This is a genomic window from Rhizobium sp. C1 (assembly GCF_021026335.1).
GTDB lineage: Bacteria > Pseudomonadota > Alphaproteobacteria > Rhizobiales > Rhizobiaceae > Ensifer_A.
The window spans coordinates 94,436-115,695 of sequence record NZ_JAJNCY010000012.1 but is presented as its reverse complement, the minus strand read 5'-3'; the positions used below and the strand labels follow the sequence as shown (position 1 = coordinate 115,695).

The following is a 21,260-nucleotide window of genomic DNA, read 5'->3' as shown; positions in this document are numbered from 1 at the left end:
CACGTCGGCGGCTTCCCTGGCCTTCTGCTTCTCGCGCTCGATCCGCTCCTTCTCGCTCATCGAGCGATTGGCTTCCGTTTCCTGTTCGAGACGAAGGCGCTCCAGCGCGTTCTCCTGGAACACGAGCACGGCCTTCGCCATGTCCCCGATCTCGTCCTTCCGCTCCACGCCGTCGATGGCTGACGTCGTGTCGCCACCGGCAAGCGCCGTCATGCGGGCATGGAGGCGGGCAATCGGACCGGTGATCCCACGCGTGGCAACGAGAATTGCCGCGGCAATACCGATAAGAAAGGTCAGGAAAATTCCGGCAATCGATTTGGCAATAATGAGCTTGGTGTTGTCAGAGAGCGCGCGGCTGCTGTCTTGCAGCGCCTTCTGCTGCGCGGTGTTGTACTGGCGCAACTCGTCGCGCCAGACTTCAATCATCGGGTCGACCTGCTTCAGCAACTTCTGCGCCCCGGCAGCCTCCCCCCCACGATCGACCACAAGAGCCTTGTCGATCAACTCGATGATATTCTGTGCCTTTGAGCGAAACTCATCCACTTTCACCTGATTTTCCGGCATCAATTCTACGGCCTTTGCCAGGCGGGAAACAAGATCGGCCTTGGCCTTCTCGTAGTCATCCCTGATTTTCTCGTGGGCCGCTTCGCTCTCGTCGTAAATGGTGAGCTGATAGGCAGTATATGGCAGCGTGATCATGGACGTGGTTGCACGCGCCACATAGGTCGCCGCAAGGGCATCGGTGTTGATATAATTCGAATATTGCGCATCCGTATTATTGTAAGAAACGGCCATCACGCCGGCTGCCCCCATGCCCACCAGGCAAAGAGGGATCAGGCTCGAAAGAATCTTGGTCTTGATGGACGCATTTTGCAGGAATGACATATTGCCCTCTTGGCATAGCTCCGCCGTCCCCGCGAGCGGGTCGTTGAACGGAGGTTTTTCGGAAACATGGCTTGTCTAATCCTGATTCATTCAGGCGGAGCGCAAAGCCAGCATGGCTTGACAGATAAGAAATAAACGCTGAAGACAAATCAAAGGTTAATGCAAGGCAAATAATATTTGTCAATTTTTCTAATTTATTTCAGATATATATAATACAAAGGCATACGCAGGGGCTAAACTGTTCACGTATAAAGAAAACCCCGCGCGCGGGGTTTCGTGGATTTTCTGTCTTGGACAACAGAGAAATGGCCCGCCGAGCTGGCTTTCTCTGTGAAGCGTGACACCCGGCGTTCAGCCGTTCCCGGAGATGACCTGGCAGGAGAAGGACTTTGCCTTGAGCACCCGGCAGGCGCCTTCGGCCGTTTCACGGCTGTTGAAGCCGATGAAACGCGCGCGATAGACGCCGCCGCCGGCAGCCTGGGCGAAATTCATCACGCCGTTAAGGCTCGCGCCCGCCTTGCCGCGCGCTTTCTCGAGAAGTCCGCGCGCATCGTCCTCGCTCTTGGAGGTGGCGATCTGAACCTGCCACAATGTATCGGGATCGCTGGACATATTGTCAGGGTTCGGCTCTTCACTGGCGAGCGCCGCCTGAGTGGCCTCGGCCACATCCTCATCGTCACCATCATCGGAGGCCTTCTCCAGCGATGCCTTCGCAACCTTGGCCGGCTTGCCGACAGGGTTGTAGCGCGCCGCCGGCAGCGGCACGGAATCGAGCGATGCAACAACCGGCTCCTCGCGCTCCCGCTGCGGCTCGCGCGCAGGCTCCGGCGCGCCGGCAACGGCAACGGGCGGGGCAGCCTTGGGCGCGGCATCGCGGCGGGCCATGGCCGTCGGGACGGTGGCATTGAGAAGCGCCGCCATCTTGGCATCACGCGCGCCGGCCGAGCGGCCGCCCATGACGACGCCGATGACGCGCCGGCCATCCTCGTTGACCGCCGTCACGATGTTGAAACCCGAGGCGTTGGTATACCCGGTCTTGATGCCGTCCATGCCGCGATAGCGGTACATGAGGCGGTTATGCCCATGGATGGTGCGACCACGGAAGGCAAACGCACGGGTCGAAAACAGGCGATATTCGCTTGGATAGTCACGGATCAGGGAGACGCCCAGCCGCGCCATGTCGCGCGCGGTCGTCACCTGCCGGGAGTCAGGAAGGCCGGAGCCGTTGCGGAAAGTCGTCCGCGTCATGCCGAGCTGGCGCGCCTTGCGCGTCAGCATGGAGCCGCAATCGCCGCCGCGCGCGAGATAGTCGCACATCGTCTCGGCTGCATCGTTGGCCGACAGTACGATCATGCCGAGAACCGCCTCACGCACCGTCAGCGACTGCCCTGCCCTGACGCCCAGCTTCAGCGGGATCACATGGGCGGCGCGCCGGGTCATCGGAATGCGCGTGTCCCAGCCAATGCGCCCTGCACGAAGCGCCTCGAAGGTCATGTAAAGCGTCATCATCTTCGTGAGCGACGCGGGATGGTTCAGCGTATCGGCATTCTCGGAGGCCAGCACCTTGCCCGTATTGGCGTCGAGCACGAAATGCGCATAACCGGCTTCAGCCGGCTCGGCTGCAAACAGCGCCGACGCCAGCATCAACGTCCCCAAAACAGCCAGTCGCAATGCAGTCAGACGGCGCATGCAAGGTCTCCTGCACAAGAACGCCGCGCCTCCCTCCGGACGCGCAAAGAACGCTCTACACTATTGAATCCATGTCTCTTTCTTGCGCGAACAGATGCGAATTTCGCACCGATGCCCAAGTGTTGATCCGCCTGATTCTAATGGTGTTGCATGGCAACAGAGAAGTTAAAATTTTAACGATCTGAAGTCATCGTTAACAGATGGTTAACAATGAGGCATTCCAAGGCCGGCGCCAGGCGGCTTGCCTTCGGGCTTGAGTTCAGGAGCAGCTACGCCCGGCGCGTCGTCAGATAGACGCCCACAGCCGCCACAGCAGCGCCAATGACCATCGGCAGGGTCAGAATTTCGCCGAACAGCACCCAAGCCTGCAGCGCCACCGCCGCCGGCACCAGATAGTTCAGCGAGGCCGCCTGCGAGACCTGCCCCTTGCGCAGCAGATAGAGCAGCAGGGCGATGGCGCCGGCCGACAGGCCCAGCACCGACCACGCCATCGTCGCCCAGACGGCGAACGAATTATCGAAATGCGGGGTTTCGAGCAGGAAGGCGAGCGGCGCGAGGAAGACGAAAGCGCCGACATATTGCAGCAGCGCGATCGTCCTCAGATCGCCGCTATGCAGATGCTGTTTCTGATAGATCGAGCCATAGGTCACCGCCGCCATGCCGGCGACGTTGACGAGCACCGGGATCAGCGGCACGGCGTTCGCATCGGTTGCCATGAGCTTCGGCGCAATCGCGATGATGATACCGACAAAGCCCAGCGCCAGCCCGAGCTTCTGCCGGCGCGACAGCCGCTCGCCGACCAGAAAGGGCGCAGCCACCGCTGTCATCAACGGCTGGAGCGCCGAAATGAGCCCGGAAATCCCCGCGGGGACACCGTGGGCAATGCTCCACCAGACGCCTGTCAGATAGATCCCATGCAGAAACACACCGCTGATGGCGGCATGCAGGCTGGCGCTGCGGCCTTCCAGCCACCGCGCCCCGCTGATCAGACAGATGCCGGCAAAGAGCACGATCGCCAGGCCGAACCGGATAACGAGAAACAGAAGCGGGCTTGCATGAAATGCACCGAACTTGGCCACGATCCAGCCTGTCGACCAGAGCAGCACAAAGACGGCAGGGATGAGACGCTCGATCATGACAAGACGCGATTTGGGGGTGGGCCAGCGCGGCCGGATTAACGCTTCATAGGCCCATTGTTCCCGGGGGTCCAGCCCGCACATTTCTCGACTGCTCAAATTTTAGACAGCGCACACATGCCTTTTCCGAAGGCGCGGCCAGACCCGCCCATTTTTTAAGCGGAAACCCGGATGCCGTGCAAGCAACGGTCATGGAACTTTCTTAGAAATCAGTCATTTATACGAAATCGATATTATTCGCTTGGAACTGTGCATGGTTCTTGCATTATCGGTATTGTTGTATTCATATGAACAAAAAACGGGGGAACACGGCATTGGCATTTGATGAAATGTTGAATGCAGGCGCAGATCCAAGACCGCCATACCGCTCCTATCATGAATGGTATGCGGCGCAGGATCCGGCAAACCTGATTGCAAAATCGCGCGACGCAGAAAACATCTTCCGAAAGACGGGCATCACCTTCAATGTCTATGGTCATGAGGACCAGTCGGAAAAACTCATCCCCTTCGACATCATTCCCCGCATCATTTCCGCCCGTGAATGGCGCAAGCTGGCCCAAGGCATCGAACAGCGCGTCATTGCGCTCAACGCCTTTCTCGACGACATCTACCACAAGCAGGAGATCGTCAAGGCCGGCCGCGTCCCCCGCGCGCTGATCGAAAAGAACCCCACCTTCCTGCCCGAGATGATCGGCATGCGCCCGCCGGGCGGCGTCTATACTCACATCGTTGGCACCGACATCGTGCGCACCGGCGAGGACCAGTTCTACGTTCTGGAAGACAATGCCCGCACGCCCTCCGGCGTCTCCTACATGCTGGAGAACCGGGAAACGATGATGCAGATGTTCCCGGAACTCTTCTTCGCCAACAAGGTGCGTCCGGTCGAGGATTATCCCTACCAGTTGCGCCAGAGCCTTGAAGAGCTTGCACCTCCCGGCTGCAAGGGAAAACCTCGCGTCGCGGTGCTGACGCCTGGCATCTACAATTCCGCCTATTATGAACACTCCTTCCTCGCCGACCAGATGGGCGTGGAACTCGTCGAAGGCTCGGACCTTCGCGTTATCGACGGTAAGGTCTGCATGCGCACGACGCTCGGCTATCAGGCGATCGACGTGCTGTACCGCCGCGTCGATGACGACTTCCTCGACCCGCTGACCTTCCGTCCGGACAGCGCGCTCGGCATTCCCGGCATCATGGATGTCTACCGCGCCGGCAACATCACAATTGCCAATGCGCCGGGAACCGGGATTTGTGACGACAAGGCGATCTATTCCTACATGCCGGAAATCGTCGAGTTCTACACCGGTCGCAAGGCCATACTCGAAAACGTGCCGACATGGCGCTGTTCGGAAGAGGACAGTCTGAAATACGTGCTCGAGCATATCGACGAACTGGTGGTGAAGGAAGTTCACGGCTCGGGCGGCTACGGCATGCTCGTTGGTCCGACCGCCACCAAGAAGGAACGTCTGGACTTTGCCGAAAAGCTGAAGGCCAAGCCCGCCAATTACATCGCACAACCCACCCTGTCGCTTTCGACAGTGCCGATCCTCGTGAAGAATGGCGTGGCCCCCCGCCACGTCGATCTTCGCCCCTATGTCCTTGTTTCGAAGACCGTGAAGATTATCCCCGGAGGCCTCACCCGCGTGGCGCTGAAGGAAGGCTCGCTGGTCGTCAATTCCAGCCAGGGCGGCGGCACCAAGGACACCTGGGTTCTGGAGGACTGAGAGAATGCTCGGACGGACTGCAAACGGACTCTACTGGATGTTCCGTTACATCGAGCGCGCCGAAAACATCGCGCGCCTCATCGACGCCGGGCTTCGCATGGCCCTTACCCGCTCCGGCGCCACCGACGGCGACTGGGACGGCGTGCTGCAAAGCGCGGGAATGCAGCAGGCATTCCTGGAGGAATACGAGGCCGTCACGGATAGCGACGCCATCGACTTCATGCTCAGAAGCCGCAACAACCCCTCGAGCGTCATGTCCTGCATCGAGGCCGCGCGCAGCAACGCGCGCATGGTGCGCACGGCACTGACCCGCGAGACCTGGGAAGCGACGAACGAGTTCTGGATCGACCTGAAGCAGCTGCTCGCCCGCAAGGTGCGGCCGCAGGACCTGCCGAGCGTCATCGAGACGATCAAGCGTCGCGCCGGTCTCGTACGCGGGGCCTTCCACGGTACGATGCTCAGAAACGAGATCTACAATTTCTCGCGGATCGGCACCTTCATCGAGCGCGCCGACAACACGGCCCGTATCCTCGATGTGAAGTATTACGTGCTCTTGCCCTCGGTTTCCCATGTCGGCTCCTCGCTCGACAATATCCAGTGGGAATCGATCCTGCGCTCGGTCTCGGCGCATCGCGCCTATGGCTGGGTCTATGACGCAGTCTACAATCCCGCCAATATTGCCGACTTCCTGATCCTCAACGGACAGATGCCGCGATCGCTGCACTATTGCTACGAGAAGATCGTCGCCAACCTGTCCTATCTGGAACGCGAGTACAAGCAGCGCCTCGACGCCCACGACACCGCGGACGCGACGCTGCGGCTGCTCGAAAAGGGCTCGATCAAGGATGTGATGGACCAGGGCCTGCACGAATTCCTCGAGGATTTCATCGGCCACAACAACCGTCTCGGAATGCAGATTTCCGAGGGTTACCGTTTTTATTGAGCCTGAGCGGACCGCGACATGCGACTGAAGATCAGCCACACGACCGAATACACCTATGACGACCCAGTGCAGTATTCGCTGCAGCGCCTTCGCCTGACGCCCAAATCCGGCCCGACGCAGAAGGTGCTTTCCTGGAAGACCTCCGTGGAAGGCGCCAAGCTCGAGGTCGGCTATGACGACCAGTACCAGAACTATACCGAACTGGTCTCTCTGAACGGCGAGCAGCATTCCATCCGCATCGTCGCCGAAGGCGAGGTCGAGACCATCGACAAGGCCGGCGTTCTGGGCCCCCACACGGCCTATACGCCGCTCTGGCTCTATCGCCGCGACACGCCGCTGACCAAGCCTGGCAAACTCATCCGCGAACTGGTCAAGTCGCTCGATGCGGCCGAAGACTTGCCGAAGCTGCACCAGCTGATGAGCCGCATCAGGGCGCGCATCGTCTATACAGCCGGCACGACGGATGCGGCAACGACTGCCGAACAGGCCATGGAGCTGAAGACCGGCGTATGCCAGGACCACGCCCATGTGTTCATCGCTGCCGCGCGCCAGATGGGTTTTCCCGCCCGCTACGTCTCCGGTTACCTGCACATGCCCGGCAACCCGGCGCAGACGGCGAGCCATGCCTGGGCTGAAGCCCATGTTGACGGTCTCGGCTGGGTCGGCTTCGACGCCGCCAACGACATCTGCCCCAACGAGGATTATGTCCGCATCGCCTGCGGCCTCGACTACAAGGACGCCTGCCCCATCTCCGGCATGATCCATGGAGTCTCGGCAGAAACGATGAAGGTCGCGGTCATGGTCGAAGGCCCGAGCCAGTCGCAAAGTCAGAGCCAGAGCTGAAGGTTTAGCCGCAACTGAAAACGAAAAAAGGCCAAGCTATGCTTGACCTTCCTCATTGTCTACGCGGCACCAGTTCATCCGTGGCTCGCCTCTCGCTGACAAGGCTTTTCTACCGCAGGTATTTGACGGCAATATGACATGGACTACACTTGGTCCCTGCCGGTATGGTCTTCCGGAACCGGGAGGCTTCGGGATGCGGACGTTGGAACAGGCCATCAATGCGGCAGCACCTGTAAGGGGTGAGCGCTTCGATGGAAGCGACCTTCAGGAATTCCACATCAGCGAGGTGGAGTTCCGCACCTGCCGCTTCGTCAACTGCAATTTCGACTATGCAAGCGTCCGCGCCGCCAAGTTCCTCCAATGCAGCTTCGATCACTGCACCTTCAAGGAAGCCACGTTCAAGGATTGCGTCTTCGCTGAGGGCGAGACGGGCAGTGACTGGCGCTACTGCGACCTCTCCAAGGCCGAGTTCGAAAAGTCCAGCCTTTCGCTGAACAAGTTCGTCGGCTGCCAGGGCTACATGCTCTCCTTCACCGATTGTGCGGCACCGGGGCTCAAGGCGGATATCGAGGCACAAAGGAAGGTCCGCAGCCAGGTGATCCCCGGCGGCCTGCGCTTTATCCGTTGCAAGCTGCAATATGCCGAATTCGCCCCCGGCGATCTTAAGGACAGCATTTTCCAAAGCTGCGACCTGCGGGACGCCTCCTTCGCCGGCGCGAAGCTGAATGGCGCCAGCTTTCGCGGCTCAAGCCTCTCCAACATCGACTTTGCGGGCGCTGTGCTCGATCATGCCAATCTCTCGCATGCAAGCTTCGACGAGCTGGACTTCCAGTCCATGGCCTCGTTCCGCGCGCTCACCGTCACGCGCGATCAGCACGAGGCGATCGTCACGTCATTCGGTCTTCTGACGGCGGGCTGATCAAAGCAAATCCGGGCGCAACGGTTTCGCGTCTGAAATTACGTAAAACAAAGAGATAGCGTCAGCCGCACCGCGCTCCATTTCGCCAGGGCCGATCCACCACAAGCCACTGAAGATCGGCAAGGGCGAGAGAGGGGGCCCGCGTCCCGTTTGCCGCAAAAAGGCTCGGACAGGGTTGGATCTTCAAGATATCCGCCGCTGAACAGATGCTTCGCATTCAAGCCCGGCTTGAGACAACCCTGAGCAGGACGCCATGATCTTGGGACAAAGCCTTTTCGACGCCGTGCTCGACCGCCTCGCCGAAGAGCGGGACGACGAAGCAACAGAGCAGGAAGCCGCCTCCCCCAGCCTCGGCATACGCGGCCTCAATGCCGGCTTTGTCAGCGCCTCCGTCGGCATTCCACTGCCCGGAGGAGAGAGCCGCCTGCATGACGCCTATTTCGACTTCGAGGACAGGCCTTCGGTCATGCCGGAGCCGGTTTCCGACCCGCCTTTCGAGCGACTTGAGGCCCGCACCTTTTCGCGCCTCACCCCGCAGGATGTCGCCGAAGACCTCAAGCTTTCAGAAGCACGCTCCGCCGAAGCGCTGCACAGCCTGCGCCGCGCCTTCGCCCGCCAGAACCACCCAGACATGGTCGGCGAGCAATGGCGCGAACAGGCGACGCTCCGCATGAAGATCGCCAATCTGCTGATTGATGAAGCGCTGAAGCGCCTGCCGACGTCAGGGCGCTGAGGACTTACGCGTCGCGCTCGGCCGCGCGTGCCGCCTCAGCCTCTGCCTTCGCGGCCGCCTTGGCATCGGCATTGGCCCGATGCTCCGGGTAGCGCCAGATCAGCTCCCAGGCGGCAAAAAGCCCAACCCCGCCTGCAATCGTGCCCCAGAAGGGCGAGCCCCTTGTCAGCTCCAGCACCGACCACACAGCCAGAATGCCGACGATCAGCAGCCGCACCCACAGCGGACGGTAGATCGGATGTTCCGGCTCGATGTTCAGAAGCGGCTTCTTCATGACGATATGACCTCCGTGGACCAAAGCTGCCTCGCGGACGCGGCGTAACCGTTTCAGGCGTGGACGCTTGCGTAAAATCTATTGGCTCTGCGCAAAAACCGCAGCGGCGCTCTCAAAGTCTGCGGCAATACGCGTCTCGCGCAGCGGGCGGACGGAGGCCGTGATTTGACTGTAAAGCGGGTGCGCCTTGTATGCATCAAAATCGGCCAGCGTGTCGAACTCGGCATAAACGACAAGATCGACCTCATTGGCATAGAGATCGCGCTTGAGGTTGACGCCAACCTCAAACAGTTTCGCATGCGGAATTTCACCGAGACGCTGAAGACCCGCGCGCGCCTGTTCAAGATGCGCTTCCGAAACGGTAAAGAACACGACGTGTCGGATCACGCAAATCTCCAATCCTGCGAACGGTCCTCCGCCATAGTACAAGCCGCCGCCGCGCACAAGCAACCGCATGCTACGGGGCAAGCCCGATGGTGGCCCGCGAAGGGAGGAAAATGACCCCGCAACTCTCCTCGCCGCGCCCGGCACGACCCGCCACCGGCACCCCGCTGGACATTCAGGCACACCTTGACCACGCCCCAAATATTGTTATACATAATAACTAGTTTTGGGAGGAACACATGCCAGTGATATCCATGCCGGGCATTCGCCCCGTCAATTTCGGCACGCTCGACGTTTCGGTGACACGCGCAGAGAATGGTGCAACCTATATCCGCCCGGTCGCGCCCATTGGCGATGTTCCTGTCTCCACCATCGCCGTTCTCGACCACTGGGCCGAGCATATGCCTGACCGGCTGTTCCTCGCAGACCGCATGCCCAATGGCGAATGGCGGCGCGTGACCTATCGCGAAGCGCGCGACCTCAGCCGTGCGATCGCGCAATATCTCATCGATCACAAGCTCTCGGCCGACCGCCCTGTCGTCATCCTCTCCGGCAATTCGGTCAATCACGGCCTGGTCGCACTGGGCTGCATGACCGCCGGTATCCCCTACGCGCCGATTGCACCCGCCTATTCCACCAAGTCGAAGGACTTCGACAAGCTCCATCACGTCTTCGACCTGATCACCCCCGGCATGGTCTTCGCCGAGCATATCGAGCTGTATAAGGATGCGATCCGCGCCGTGGTACAGGAAAGCGTTCCCGTCTTCGGTACGGGCGACCTCTCCACCGTGCCCGGCGCGCGTAATCTCAACGAGATCCTGTCGCAGCCGGCCACGGACGCCGTCGATATCGCCATCTCCGGTCTCGGCCCCGAGACGATCGCCAAGTTCCTTTTCACCTCCGGCTCGACCGGCAAACCGAAAGCCGTGATCAACACGCAAGGCATGATCTCGGCCAACCAGGTGATGATCCGCGACACGCTCGCCTTCCTCAAGGACGAGCCGCCGGTTCTGGTCGACTGGCTGCCGTGGAACCACACCGCCGGCGGCAACCATAATTTCGGCATCGCGCTCTTCAACGGGGGCTCGCTCTACATCGACGACGGCGCACCGACACCGATCGGCATCCACAAGACCGTTCATAACCTGCTCGACATAGCCCCCACCCTCTATTTCAACGTGCCCAAGGGCTATGAAATGCTGGTGGAGCATCTGCGGTCGAACGAGACGCTGCGCAAGCGCTTCTTCTCCCGTGTCAAGGTTCTGCAATATGCCGGGGCAAGCCTTGCCGACCATGTCTTCAAGGCGCTGGAAGACCTCGCCATGGAGACCGTCGGCGAGAAGATCATGATCATCACCGGCTACGGTTCGACCGAGACCGGCCCGTTCCTGTCCACCACTGTCTGGCCCGTCAGCCGTCCCGGCGAAATCGGTCTGCCGGCCGCCGGCTCCGAGATGAAGCTGGTCCCGAATGGCGAGAAGCTGGAAGTGCGCGTCAAGGGCGCCTCAATCACGCCCGGCTACTGGCGTCAACCCGACAAGACGAAGGAAGCCTTCGACGAGGAAGGCTATTACCTGATGCAGGATGCCCTGCGCTATCACGACCCGAACGACATCGCCAAGGGCCTGCTCTTCGACGGCCGCGTGACGGAAGATTTCAAGCTCGACACCGGCACATGGGTCAACATGGCGAGCGTCCGCGGCGCGACCATTCGGGGCCTGGCGCCGCTGGTGCGCGACCTCGTGCTCACCGGGCTCGATCTGCCGCATATCGGCGGCCTGCTCTTCCTCGATTATGACGCCTGCCGTCGCGAGTTCCCGGAGCTCGCGACCGTCGAGGACACGGCCACGATTGCGCAACATCCGGCGCTCGTCGCCCGCATCCAGTCCGGCCTCAACGATCTCGCACGCCAGTCCACCGGCTCCTCCACCATGGTGGCCCGCGCCATTATCCTCGAAACGCCGCCTTCGCCGGATGCCAACGAAATCACCGACAAGGGCTCGCTCAACCAGCGCGCCGTCATGGCCACCCGCGCCGCGCATTGCGAGGCACTCTATGCGGCCGAGATTCCGGCGCATGTGCTGGTGGCGAACAGGAAGGGCTGAAATGTCCCGGCCTCACCCCCTCACCCCGCCTCCGCTTCGCTCGGCGGACCTCTCCCCGAAGGGGCGAGGATAAAGGCGAGGCTGCGGCTCCAGCCCTCTTCTCCCCGGCGGGGAGAAGGTGCCGGCAGGCGGATGAGGGGGAGCTCCGATTTCGAAGGCCAGAGGCCAAAATCCACCACGCACAAGAGGAAAAACCCCATGGATATCAACGGCATCACAGTCGCCATCACCGGTGGCGCATCCGGCCTCGGCGCAGGCGTCGCAAAACTCCTTGCCTCAAAGGGCGCGAAGGTCGGCATTCTCGATCTGAACGTGGATCTGGGCGAAGCGCTGGCAAAAGACATCGGCGCGACCTTCGCCCGCTGCGACGTCTCGGACGAGGCAAGCGCGATTACCGCGCTCGACGCACTGGAAGCTAAGAACGGCGTGGCTCGCGTCCTCGTCAACTGCGCAGGTATCGGCACCGCGAGCCGCATCGTCGGCCGCGATGGCCCGCATTCGCTTGCCGCCTTCGAGCGCGTCATCCGCGTCAACCTCATCGGCACGTTCAACATGATGCGTCTGGCAGCCCATCGCATGCAGACGCTCGCGCCGCTCAACGATGGCGAGCGTGGGGTGATCATCTCCACCGCCTCCGTCGCCGCCTTCGAAGGCCAGATCGGCCAGGCCGCCTATTCCGCCTCCAAGGGCGGCATCGTGGCCATGACGCTGCCGGCCGCGCGCGAGTTTTCCAAGATCGGCATCCGCGTCAACACCATCGCGCCGGGCCTGTTCAAGACCCCGCTGATGAACGAACTGCCGGACGAGATCCAGGCCAGCCTCGGTGCGTCGATCCCCTTCCCGTCGCGCCTCGGCTCGGCAGAAGATTTCGCCAGGCTCGCCGTCTCAATGATCGAGATGAGTTATCTGAACGGCGAAACCGTGCGCCTCGATGGCGCGCTGCGCATGCAGCCGAAATAAAACAATCTCATTCGCACGACATCGCCTATTTCTTGTATCTCCTGAATTCGGCCGTTCCCCCGGTCGGTTCAATCACAGTGATAGAGGCGCCATTCGACATATCCTGGGAGGAAAACCCTGAATACGTAAACTGGATTTCGAATTTGCAGATGTTCTTCGGCAAATTGTCGATCGAGTCGCATTTGTCGAAGAGATAACCGCTCATTCCGTCGCCAGTCACTGTTGAGAAGTCTATTCTGGCTCCGAAACCTGCGAGGCAACGGATATCTTCCTTGTCAGCGAGGAAACAATTGACCGTGGTCTGTATCAAGTGACCGTCATATTTGTGGCTCTGAACTCCAAGATCGTTGCCTTTGACTTTCTTGGCGCTATTATCCCATGCAAACGCGGTCGATGCGGACAAAATTACTGCAACGCATGTAAGAAAAAACCTCACGAGATACCCCTTCCTAACCTGACCATTTGTCACCCCGACGCATTCCCCGCGCGCGCCCCGGAAATGCATCGTCAAAGTAGCGCAATCTGAATTTTGCACTACGCTCATAAATTGTCCAGATTAGAATCAGAAATACATCATTGAGGGCGAGCGCCTCCACGTAACGCCGGGCACAACGTTAAATATTCAATGGTTCGAATGGAATGACCTACTCCGTCAGCCGGTTCACGAGGCGGATCAGTTCGTCACGGGCTTCCGGCCCGCCGAGCTTTTCGATCATGCGGTCCTCATGCGCCTTCCAGGTCGTCAGCATGTTGTCGGCGAACTGCTCGCCGAGCGGCGTCAGGTAAAGCGCCTGTACCCTGCGATCGGTCTCGGACTTGCGCCGCTCCACCAGCTCGCGGCGCTCGAGCCCGTCGACGATGGCGACAAAATTGGCCCGCTGGATGCCCAGCGCCTCCGCCACCTCGCTCTGCTTGAGGCCAGGATTGTGCTTGATAAGGAGGACGACGGAGAAATCGGCAGGGCGCAGGCCCTCGGCCGCGAAGGATTCACCGAAATCCTGGAAGACTGCAAGCTGTGCGCGGCGAAGCCGATAGCCGACCGCTTCGCTCAGGACTGAATAATTGATAATGGCATGCCTCCCATTCCCCGAAGGTATTGGCCCCGAAGGTTTGGCAAAGATTACATAATTCTCCACCAATTGCAAAAAATCGCCATAGCGCACCTTGCCCAAGCTTCTCTACAGTTATACTATATAACTAATTTCGAAGACGACGGCGAAATGCCGATCGCGCATGGGGGAGGCCAAGACAGATGACCGACAGCAAGCAGAATATCCGGATCAGCCTGGAAGGCAATCTCGCCTATCTGACCTTCTGCCGCCCCGAAAAGCGCAATGCCATCAACGACCGCACGCTCGCCGAGTTGCGCGCCTTCTTTTCCGCCCCGCCGCAGGGCGTGCGCTGCGTCATCATGAGCGGCGAAGGCGGGCATTATTCGGCCGGACTAGACCTCTCCGAAGCCGTAGAGCGCAACTCGGTCGACGTCTTCCGCCACTCGCGCAGCTGGCATGAGGTCATGGATCTGATGCAGTTCGGCGGCCTGCCGATCGTCTCGGCCATGCAGGGCGCCGTCATGGGCGGCGGTCTGGAAATTGCCGCCGCCACGCATGTTCGCATTGCCGAACCCTCGGTCAAGTTCCAGCTGCCGGAAGGCAAGCGCGGCATCTATGTCGGCGGCGGCGCGACCGCGCGCATCTCCCGCATCGTCGGCCCCGACCGCATGACCGAAATGATGCTGACCGGCCGCATCTATTCCGGCGAGGAAGGCCAGAGGATAGGCCTCGCGCACTATCTCGTCGGCGAAGGCGAAGCGCTCGCCAAGGCGAAGGAACTCGCCGAGAACATCGCAACGAACTCTACGCTCATCAACCAGATGGTCATCCAGGGCATCGCCCGCATCAACGACATGAGCCGCGCCGACGGCCTCTATGTCGAAAGCCTCACCGCCGCCATGACCCAGACCGGCCCCGACGCCCGCGAAGGCCTCAAAGCCTTCCTCGAAAAGCGCAAGCCCAACTTCTCCTAACGGCAACGGGCATCTGCCCTCCCCTCAACCTCAAGAAACCCGTGGGCGCAATCGCATTTCGAGTTGAAGCGCCCGCGCGAACACGCTAAGAAGCCGCATCGGATCGGCGAAAGCCGTAGGCAAGCACCCGTAGCTCAGCTGGATAGAGTGTTGGATTCCGATTCCAAAGGTCACAGGTTCGAATCCTGTCGGGTGCGCCATTTCAGTCTAGAACAGCGAACCATCGAAGCCGCCGTTTCATGGCGTTGACGCCAACTTTGGCGCGGCGATCGGATCGGATCTGTCCCCGTTCGGCGTTGCGACGGGCCTGACACGGGCAAATATCTGGATTGAGGCGCCTGAGATTCCCGCAGACTTCAGTGATGCGGAGAGCTCACGACTCGAAAGTGCGAGCCGCGACGTAGAGGCCCCATCAACCGAATGGACGATCTTCGCCAAAGACCGTGGCCTCAAACCGCTCACCGATCAGTTTGTGGGTCGCGGTATCGGGATGAAGGCGATCGGGCAGCGGATGATGTTCATGGTCGGCCTCCCCGTAAAGCTCCCGCCCGTCCAGATAGTGGAGGTTGGGATCGCTCCCCCGCCTCTGCGCGGTGATTGCGCGAAGGGCGTCGCGGATCAACGAGAGCGTCAGCTTGCCAACTGCCGTGTCGGTTTCGCTACCCGCCGCGCGGAACTTCAGTTGACCGTCCGAGAAATCCGGCACACTGGGGCCAGGTGTGACTTCATGGATCGGGCAGAAGATCGGGGAAACGATCAGCAACGGCGTGGTCGGATGTCCGTCACGGATCGTATCGAGAAAGCCATGGACCGCCGGACCGAAAGCGCGCAGCCGCATCAGGTCCATATTGACGACATTAATACCGAGCTTGAGGCTGATAAGATCGGCTGGCTGGTCCCTTATGGTTCGCGCGAGGAACGGATCGAGCAGCGCGCTGCCGCCGAAACCCAGATTCAAAAGATCGACACCGGCGATGGATGCCGCAACCGCAGGCCAGATGCCGCTTGGATGCACCGCGTTGGAGCCATGACTGATCGAGCTGCCATGATGGAGCCATATCCGCTGACCGGATGGCGGGACCGGCTCGATGGGGGCATTTGCGTGAAGAGCGACCAGTTCCGTCACCTCGTCATGCGGCAACCAGATTTCGATGACCTTCATGTTGTCCGGCAGCGTCTCGAAACGCAGCAGGCCGGGCGCGCCCGGCTCCATGTCGGCGACAAGGTTTGCATCGGCCGCCCACCTCGCCAGATCGATACGCACCACATTCCCCGTCGCGATACTGCCCTGACCGGCGAGGACACCGTCGATCACGAGATCATAGATCCCATCCGGACGCGCCGGCATTCCGACATAATGCCGCTTTGTCGGCAGAGCTTCGAGGGCGATCGTCGTGGCCCGCGTCCTGAAGCACAGGCGCATGCCGGATGGCTGCTGTTCCACCATGGAAAGCTGCGGATCGGTCCACTGCGTCCGCGCCCATTTGGGCAGTCGGTGCGGCAGGAGACCGGCTGGCGTCTCCTCAAGCTCAATCCAGCCACGCAGCATTGCGGCAGTGATGGGAGTCCTGCGCCAATCGGCATTCGCTTCGAACATCGCAAATCCAGTTCGTGTTGTTCAGGCAGCAAAGTGCGGAAGCATCGCGTCATTGCTATGACCCCGGCAAAGCCGGCCTCGCCCGACCGCCGCGAAACGCACTGTTTACCGCGCCGGAAAGACGGCGCCGAGCCAGGCATGAACCTCCTGGGCCAGACGCAGCGGATTGTTTCCCTGGCAATGCGCATCGGCCCCGGTTTCCGGTCCGAGCACCAGCAACTGGCTGCCTGGCGACGTCACGCCTTCGCTCCAGTTCCGTGTCTGCTTCTGCCAGACGCCGCCCTCCTGTGTGCCTAGCACCGAAAGAAACGGCATCCGCACTTTTGCAGGATCGGCATGTTTATCCTGCCACTTGCTGGCGAGAGAAGACAGGTCTTGCGTCCCACACTTCCACATCAGGACGTCCATGTTCCTCTCGGCAGCCTGCGACGGATTGGAATGGGCGCCAACCGCCGCCATGAAAAGCTCGACCGGTTTGGACAGGACCGGCGTGGCGATGACCGCAGCGAGCCGCGGCTCCTCGGCGGCAGCCCGGGCAGCAAAATAGCCGCCAAGACTCATGCCCAGCAAAGCCAGCCGAGAAAAATCGACACCGCAATTCGCACGGAGAAAATCGAGCACAGCCCCCACCGGCTTTTCGGTTTCGGGCTCCCAGAAAAGCCCGTCGGCCGCCGTGGCGCCCTGCCCAGGCAGGTCCACCAAAGCGACGTGATAGCCCCTGTCGATATAGTAGCGCCCCTGCGACAGGAAGCGATCTTCATGACAGGTGTCCGCGCCGCCGATCACCAGCATCGTGGGGGAAGCGGGATCGCTGGCGCGGAAGAAGTGCCCCGGCAAGACGGAGCCGCCATAAGGCACCTCAAACCGCTCCGACGGCAGACCCAGCTCGTGCATCGCCAAATCGAAAAGCTGCTGGCTGCGGCGGAACAGGAACAGGAACCGGTCGCCCGGAGAAATAAATTGCCACGCAAGACGGAAGCAGGTGAATGCGCGTAGACGGGTCTCGCCGGCAGCACGGGTCTCGCCGCGCGAAATCCATTGATCTGCTTGAGCGATCAGGGTTTCGCCCTGACCCTCGAAGGCGCTGGCCCAGGAATCGGCATTGCCATCCTCGATCATCGTGGCGACCTGAAAGGCCTCCCCTGCCGAGATGCCGCCGGCCGGAGCCCAACCGAGAGCACCGAGGAAGAAGAGGTCCATATTCGGATCGGAAAAGCGATAACGCTGGCTAAGCCTTTGGGTGGAATAGTCTTCACCACCGGTTGCGATCTCTTGCTTTGACATTGTGGTGCCCTAATGTGACATGGAACAGGCGCCGAAACCGGCGTTAAAGCAAATATATTCACTTTAAGGTCGGCATGTCAACCAGACGTCCCGGCGGGCGAACCGCCATTGTAAAAGCAAAGGCATTCGAGGCGGCGCGCGCTCTTGCAGTCGAGCAAGGCCTCCACAACGTCACCATGCCGGAAATCGCGAAGCTGGCAGGCATCGCCCCGACCAGTCTTTATCGGCGGTGGGGCGATGTCGGATCTCTATTGATGGAAATGGCCGTGGAACGGCTCAACGAAACATTTCCTTTGCCCGACGAAGGGGGCCTTCTGGCAGATCTGACCCAATGGGCGCGACGGATTGCCGCCGGACTGAACGCCGATGCCGAGGTCAACTTCTTCCGTGTGCTGCTGGCCACCACGACCATGTCGCCGGAAACCCGAAAGCTGATGCTGGCGCCGCGGCTGGAACAGCTTCAGGCAATGCTGGCTCGCGCCGCTACGCGCGGCGAGGCTACACCGGAGGCAGAGGGTGTGATCGATCACCTGCTGGCGCCGCTCTACATGCGCGCGATTTTGGGATTGCCGATTGATGAACGCTATGCGGATAAGCTCGTAAGGACATTGTTGGAGAGACTGACGCCTGAGATGCGCTGATCCGGTTTCCATTTCCTGGTCCGATGCTCTAGGAGAGCGTGCACCTTATCGCTGATGGCCCGCTCGACCGATTTTCAAGGGAAATTTGCATCAATGGGCTATAGCGTAGGCATAGTTTCCGTCTTCACCCGGCACAGCGCGCCATTTCTTCAGTTTATGTATGTCTGCACCTTGTTTGACTTACGGAGCCATCTATATCTTCCGACGAGTGCCTGCCTGCCCGCTTTTCGTATGACACACAGCGGCAAAACGACTAAGGATTCCGCCATGAGAATGTTTGTTCTTGTTGCAGCCATGGCTGCCGTCGTTCCGACCGCAGTCTGGGCCCAGACCGAAGACCCTGATCCGGCCGCCATCGATATCGTTGATGCGATCGAATGCCGGCTTGATGCGCCGACCTTCAACGCCCTGCTCTTTGCTTTGGGTGACGACGTCGAGATGGTGCAAAAGCGCGGTTGGACAAAGGTCGGTTCAAAGAACCTCATGCTCGCCGAATATAAACTCTCCAAACCGATCACGGTGGCCGGGCATTATCAGACCCGGCGCATAGCGTTCACGTCGAGCGCGGTGCTGGCCATTCTCGACCTACCCGATCCGGCACCGCTCGCACGCGAGCTCGGCATCACCAACGCCGCCGATTCTGGCCAGCTGCTCGACGCACTGCGCAAGGAAGGCCCTGTGCCGTCAGAAATGGCTGAGGCGATGCGCCGGTCGGGCAAATTCCTGGGCGAGAAGGTCGTCTCCGACACAACCGAGAAGGCAACCGCGGAAACCCGCTTCGGCAGTCATACGGTGATCGCCCGCAACCTCTCCACGGTCACTTCGCACCCCGGCAAGACGCTATACGGCTGCTCGTACCGGATCACGGTGCTCGACAAGAACGGAAAGCCTCTTTGAGTTGAAGACCTGCCCCTCAGAACGGGGGACGATCTGCCTCGGAACAGCAAAAAACAACGGCGGCGGCCGAGTGACCTCGACCGCCGCCAAATCATTACTTATAAGAATTGCGCCAGAGGCGAATATGTGTCTTTAAAAATTGCTGCCATTATGTTTTCTGAATAAATAACTACCGCTAGGCGCGCAATATACCGGAAATGCGCGCGAACCATTTTGAGACGCCAGGTCGAAAAAACGTCCCTAAAAAGGCCACGTTCTCAGGACTGCAAGGTGGCTAGGACCGCAGCTTCGACCAACACTTTTAGATTTTCGGAGGATGCAGGACTTATCTTCCATGACGCCCCAGGACCAACATTCGCGCCTGCCCTTTGCTCACATCGAAATCGATCCTTCCCAGCCGGCACCTCTGGACGCGGCGCGGCAGATCGTGGCCATGATGTTCGACCTCGACGCGCCGAGCCCGGAGGTCGCCGATCATTTTCATATGAACGTCACGGTGTATGACCTCGGACAACTCCAGATCTCCACCTGTCTCTCCTCCGCCAGCATTCTGCAGCGATCTCAGGCCCTGATTGCACTAACCCGCGTCAACCACTTCCTCGTGCAGTTCTATCGCAACGGCAGCTTCAGCGTCACGATAGAGGGCGAGAAGGTGGCGGTCCCGTCGAGGGCTCTGGCCTTTTTCGATCTGACGCGCCCCTGCACGATTGAGGCAGAGCGCGTTGACAATCTCGCGCTGGCCGTTTCACCCGACCTGCTGCTTCCCCTGGTTGCCAATCCGGACAGTATCCATGGACTGGTACTTGCGGCAGACAATGAGGCCAATGTTGCCCTCACCATGCATCTCGACGACCTGTGGCACAGACTGCCGGAGATGAGCCAGCAACAGGCGCAGGAGGAAGCCCAGGCGGTGGCGGCGATGCTGGCGGCGGCGATTGGCGCGCAAGCAAACACACGCTCAATGGCGCGCGCGTATCTGCGCAAGAGCCAGTTCGGAGCAATCTGCCGCTGGATAGACGAAAATCTCTGCGACCCCTCGCTGGCACCGGCCGATATCACCCGCAAATTCTACATCACCCGGCCGACGCTCTACCGGATGTTCGAGCAGCGCGGCGGCATCATGAAATACATCCTCGAACGGCGGCTGGAAAAGGTCTTTCATGATCTGGTCGATCGGTCTCGGCCGGCAGAGAAGATCGGCACTGTCATGCGTCGCTGGGGGCTGCGCGACCACACCTCTGCCGGTCGTGCGTTCCGCTCCTATTTCGGCGTCATGCCAAAACAGGTCCGCTCGCCCCAGTCGTCGCAGATGCGGTGGTTCCCGGTCAGCAGCACGGAAGCGTTCCGGGTCCGGAATATCGAGCAGCTGGGCCCACTTCTGAGGAAACACAAGGTGCGGTTCAGACAGGAGGATGGCACCGACGTGGAAGTGCCGGCCGAAACGGACGAAGCCGCCGAAGAATTGTCGAGCGTGTAATCGGGCCTGACGCCGCCTATATAGCCTCATGTCTGCCCCTACGAAGCAGCGCCATTGATCGAAGGCGAAGGACATGGACGCGATTGAAACCAAGCGACTGTTGTTGCGAAACTTCCGACCGGAAGACGCCGAAGATCTCTATGCCTATCTGCATCAGCCGACCGCACCCTGCTTCTTCTCCATGGCGCTGAAGGACAGGAACGCTGCGGAAGATGAAGCGGGCCAGCGGAGTGAAAGCGACGAATATCTTGCCGTATGCCTCAAGGACACCGGCCGCCTGATCGGCGACGTCTTCGCCATGCCGGAAGAGGATACCTATTCTATCGGATGGAACTTCAATCCGGAATTCGGCGGTCAGGGTTACGCCACCGAGGCGGCTCAAGCCCTGCTCACCCATCTCTTCACCACCGTAAAAGCCCGCCGGCTCTACGCCTATGTTGAAGAGGTCAATGCGCCCTCGCGCCGTCTCTGCGAGAGGCTGGGCATGCGGCAGGAAGCGATGTTCATCGAATTCGTATCCTTCGAAAACGATGCGAACGGCGATCCAATCTACGAGAACACGGCCCAATATGCCCTTCTGAAGAAGGAATGGGCGCTACGCTCCCGCCTATCGTGATGACAGAGGCGCCGCTGATGTCGGCACCGATGCCCCTGAAGGCTCCATCGACAGCAGATCGCCCTGCCCGGCTCCCCGGAACGCAATCTCGATCGGAACTGGAAACAAACTGATGGAGCGTTTCGGG

20 protein-coding genes and 1 tRNA gene are annotated in these 21,260 nt (G+C 60.4%); 13 read left to right on the top strand and 8 right to left on the bottom strand.

Going from position 1 to position 21,260, the window contains the following annotated elements:
* The 3 genes from LQK83_RS20295 to LQK83_RS20285 all read right to left on the bottom strand — a co-directional run.
* Positions 1–885 (bottom strand): HAMP domain-containing protein (locus LQK83_RS20295; protein ID WP_230839303.1); only part of this gene is annotated, 885 nt, incomplete at its 3' end.
* A 351-nt stretch (positions 886–1,236) separates the two neighbouring features.
* Entirely contained in the window at positions 1,237–2,574 is a 1,338-nt protein-coding gene (locus tag LQK83_RS20290) for a D-alanyl-D-alanine carboxypeptidase (RefSeq protein WP_230839302.1), read from the bottom strand.
* 269 nt (positions 2,575–2,843) lie between these two features.
* The gene (locus LQK83_RS20285; protein ID WP_230839301.1) at positions 2,844–3,710 is read right to left on the bottom strand and encodes a DMT family transporter; all 867 of its coding nucleotides are present in this window, start codon (positions 3,708–3,710) and stop codon (positions 2,844–2,846) included.
* Positions 3,711–4,024: 314 nt separating this feature from the next.
* Here LQK83_RS20285 and LQK83_RS20280 point away from each other — a divergent pair, with 314 nt between their 5' ends.
* The 5 genes from LQK83_RS20280 (at position 4,025) to LQK83_RS20260 (ending at position 8,872) form a co-directional block, all read left to right on the top strand.
* A complete protein-coding gene (locus LQK83_RS20280; protein ID WP_230839300.1) occupies positions 4,025–5,434 on the top strand; it encodes a circularly permuted type 2 ATP-grasp protein in 1,410 nt (469 codons plus the stop codon).
* A gap of 4 nt (positions 5,435–5,438) precedes the next feature.
* The gene (locus LQK83_RS20275; protein WP_230839299.1) at positions 5,439–6,377 is read left to right on the top strand and encodes an alpha-E domain-containing protein; all 939 of its coding nucleotides are present in this window, start codon (positions 5,439–5,441) and stop codon (positions 6,375–6,377) included.
* An 18-nt stretch (positions 6,378–6,395) separates the two neighbouring features.
* Complete coding sequence (locus LQK83_RS20270) at positions 6,396–7,220, top strand: transglutaminase family protein (protein ID WP_230839298.1); 825 nt, start codon at positions 6,396–6,398, stop codon at positions 7,218–7,220.
* 193 nt (positions 7,221–7,413) lie between these two features.
* Complete coding sequence (locus LQK83_RS20265; protein WP_230839297.1) at positions 7,414–8,139, top strand: pentapeptide repeat-containing protein; 726 nt, start codon at positions 7,414–7,416, stop codon at positions 8,137–8,139.
* Between the two features lie 253 nt (positions 8,140–8,392).
* Positions 8,393–8,872 carry a hypothetical protein gene (locus LQK83_RS20260; protein WP_230839296.1) on the top strand — a complete coding sequence of 160 codons (480 nt, stop codon included), beginning with the start codon at positions 8,393–8,395 and terminating at the stop codon, positions 8,870–8,872.
* Positions 8,873–8,876: 4 nt separating this feature from the next.
* On the opposite strand, the gene LQK83_RS20255 is transcribed toward LQK83_RS20260, so the two are convergent.
* Complete coding sequence (locus LQK83_RS20255; RefSeq protein ID WP_230839295.1) at positions 8,877–9,146, bottom strand: hypothetical protein; 270 nt, start codon at positions 9,144–9,146, stop codon at positions 8,877–8,879.
* 78 nt (positions 9,147–9,224) lie between these two features.
* A complete protein-coding gene (locus tag LQK83_RS20250; RefSeq protein WP_230839294.1) occupies positions 9,225–9,533 on the bottom strand; it encodes a Dabb family protein in 309 nt (102 codons plus the stop codon).
* Positions 9,534–9,769: 236 nt separating this feature from the next.
* On the opposite strand from LQK83_RS20250, the gene LQK83_RS20245 reads away from it, so the two are divergent.
* A complete protein-coding gene (locus LQK83_RS20245; protein WP_230839293.1) occupies positions 9,770–11,635 on the top strand; it encodes a feruloyl-CoA synthase in 1,866 nt (621 codons plus the stop codon).
* 198 nt (positions 11,636–11,833) lie between these two features.
* On the top strand, positions 11,834–12,595 hold the full coding sequence (locus tag LQK83_RS20240; RefSeq protein ID WP_230839292.1) for an SDR family NAD(P)-dependent oxidoreductase: 762 nt from the start codon (positions 11,834–11,836) through the stop codon (positions 12,593–12,595).
* Between the two features lie 644 nt (positions 12,596–13,239).
* Here the strand turns inward: LQK83_RS20240 and LQK83_RS20235 are convergent.
* On the bottom strand, positions 13,240–13,731 hold the full coding sequence (locus tag LQK83_RS20235) for a MarR family winged helix-turn-helix transcriptional regulator (protein WP_230839291.1): 492 nt from the start codon (positions 13,729–13,731) through the stop codon (positions 13,240–13,242).
* A 116-nt stretch (positions 13,732–13,847) separates the two neighbouring features.
* Here LQK83_RS20235 and LQK83_RS20230 point away from each other — a divergent pair, with 116 nt between their 5' ends.
* Positions 13,848–14,621, top strand: coding sequence for a crotonase/enoyl-CoA hydratase family protein (locus tag LQK83_RS20230; RefSeq protein ID WP_230839290.1), 774 nt, complete (start codon positions 13,848–13,850; stop codon positions 14,619–14,621).
* A 123-nt stretch (positions 14,622–14,744) separates the two neighbouring features.
* A tRNA-Arg gene (locus tag LQK83_RS20225) sits at positions 14,745–14,821 on the top strand.
* Between the two features lie 212 nt (positions 14,822–15,033).
* Here LQK83_RS20225 and LQK83_RS20220 read toward each other — a convergent pair.
* Positions 15,034–16,218, bottom strand: a complete 1,185-nt coding sequence (locus LQK83_RS20220; protein WP_230839289.1) for an SGNH/GDSL hydrolase family protein — start codon at positions 16,216–16,218, stop codon at positions 15,034–15,036.
* Between the two features lie 105 nt (positions 16,219–16,323).
* On the bottom strand, positions 16,324–17,418 hold the full coding sequence (locus LQK83_RS20215; protein ID WP_230839288.1) for an alpha/beta hydrolase family protein: 1,095 nt from the start codon (positions 17,416–17,418) through the stop codon (positions 16,324–16,326).
* Between the two features lie 158 nt (positions 17,419–17,576).
* On the opposite strand from LQK83_RS20215, the gene LQK83_RS20210 reads away from it, so the two are divergent.
* The 4 genes from LQK83_RS20210 to LQK83_RS20195 all read left to right on the top strand — a co-directional run bounded on the left by LQK83_RS20210 (position 17,577) and on the right by LQK83_RS20195 (position 21,133).
* Positions 17,577–18,143, top strand: coding sequence for a TetR/AcrR family transcriptional regulator (locus LQK83_RS20210; protein WP_269065798.1), 567 nt, complete (start codon positions 17,577–17,579; stop codon positions 18,141–18,143).
* 93 nt (positions 18,144–18,236) lie between these two features.
* On the top strand, positions 18,237–19,040 hold the full coding sequence (locus LQK83_RS20205) for a hypothetical protein (RefSeq protein WP_230839286.1): 804 nt from the start codon (positions 18,237–18,239) through the stop codon (positions 19,038–19,040).
* A gap of 334 nt (positions 19,041–19,374) precedes the next feature.
* On the top strand, positions 19,375–20,517 hold the full coding sequence (locus LQK83_RS20200) for a helix-turn-helix domain-containing protein (RefSeq protein ID WP_230839285.1): 1,143 nt from the start codon (positions 19,375–19,377) through the stop codon (positions 20,515–20,517).
* Positions 20,518–20,590: 73 nt separating this feature from the next.
* Positions 20,591–21,133 carry a GNAT family N-acetyltransferase gene (locus tag LQK83_RS20195; protein WP_230839284.1) on the top strand — a complete coding sequence of 181 codons (543 nt, stop codon included), beginning with the start codon at positions 20,591–20,593 and terminating at the stop codon, positions 21,131–21,133.
* Positions 21,134–21,260 lie beyond the last annotated feature (127 nt).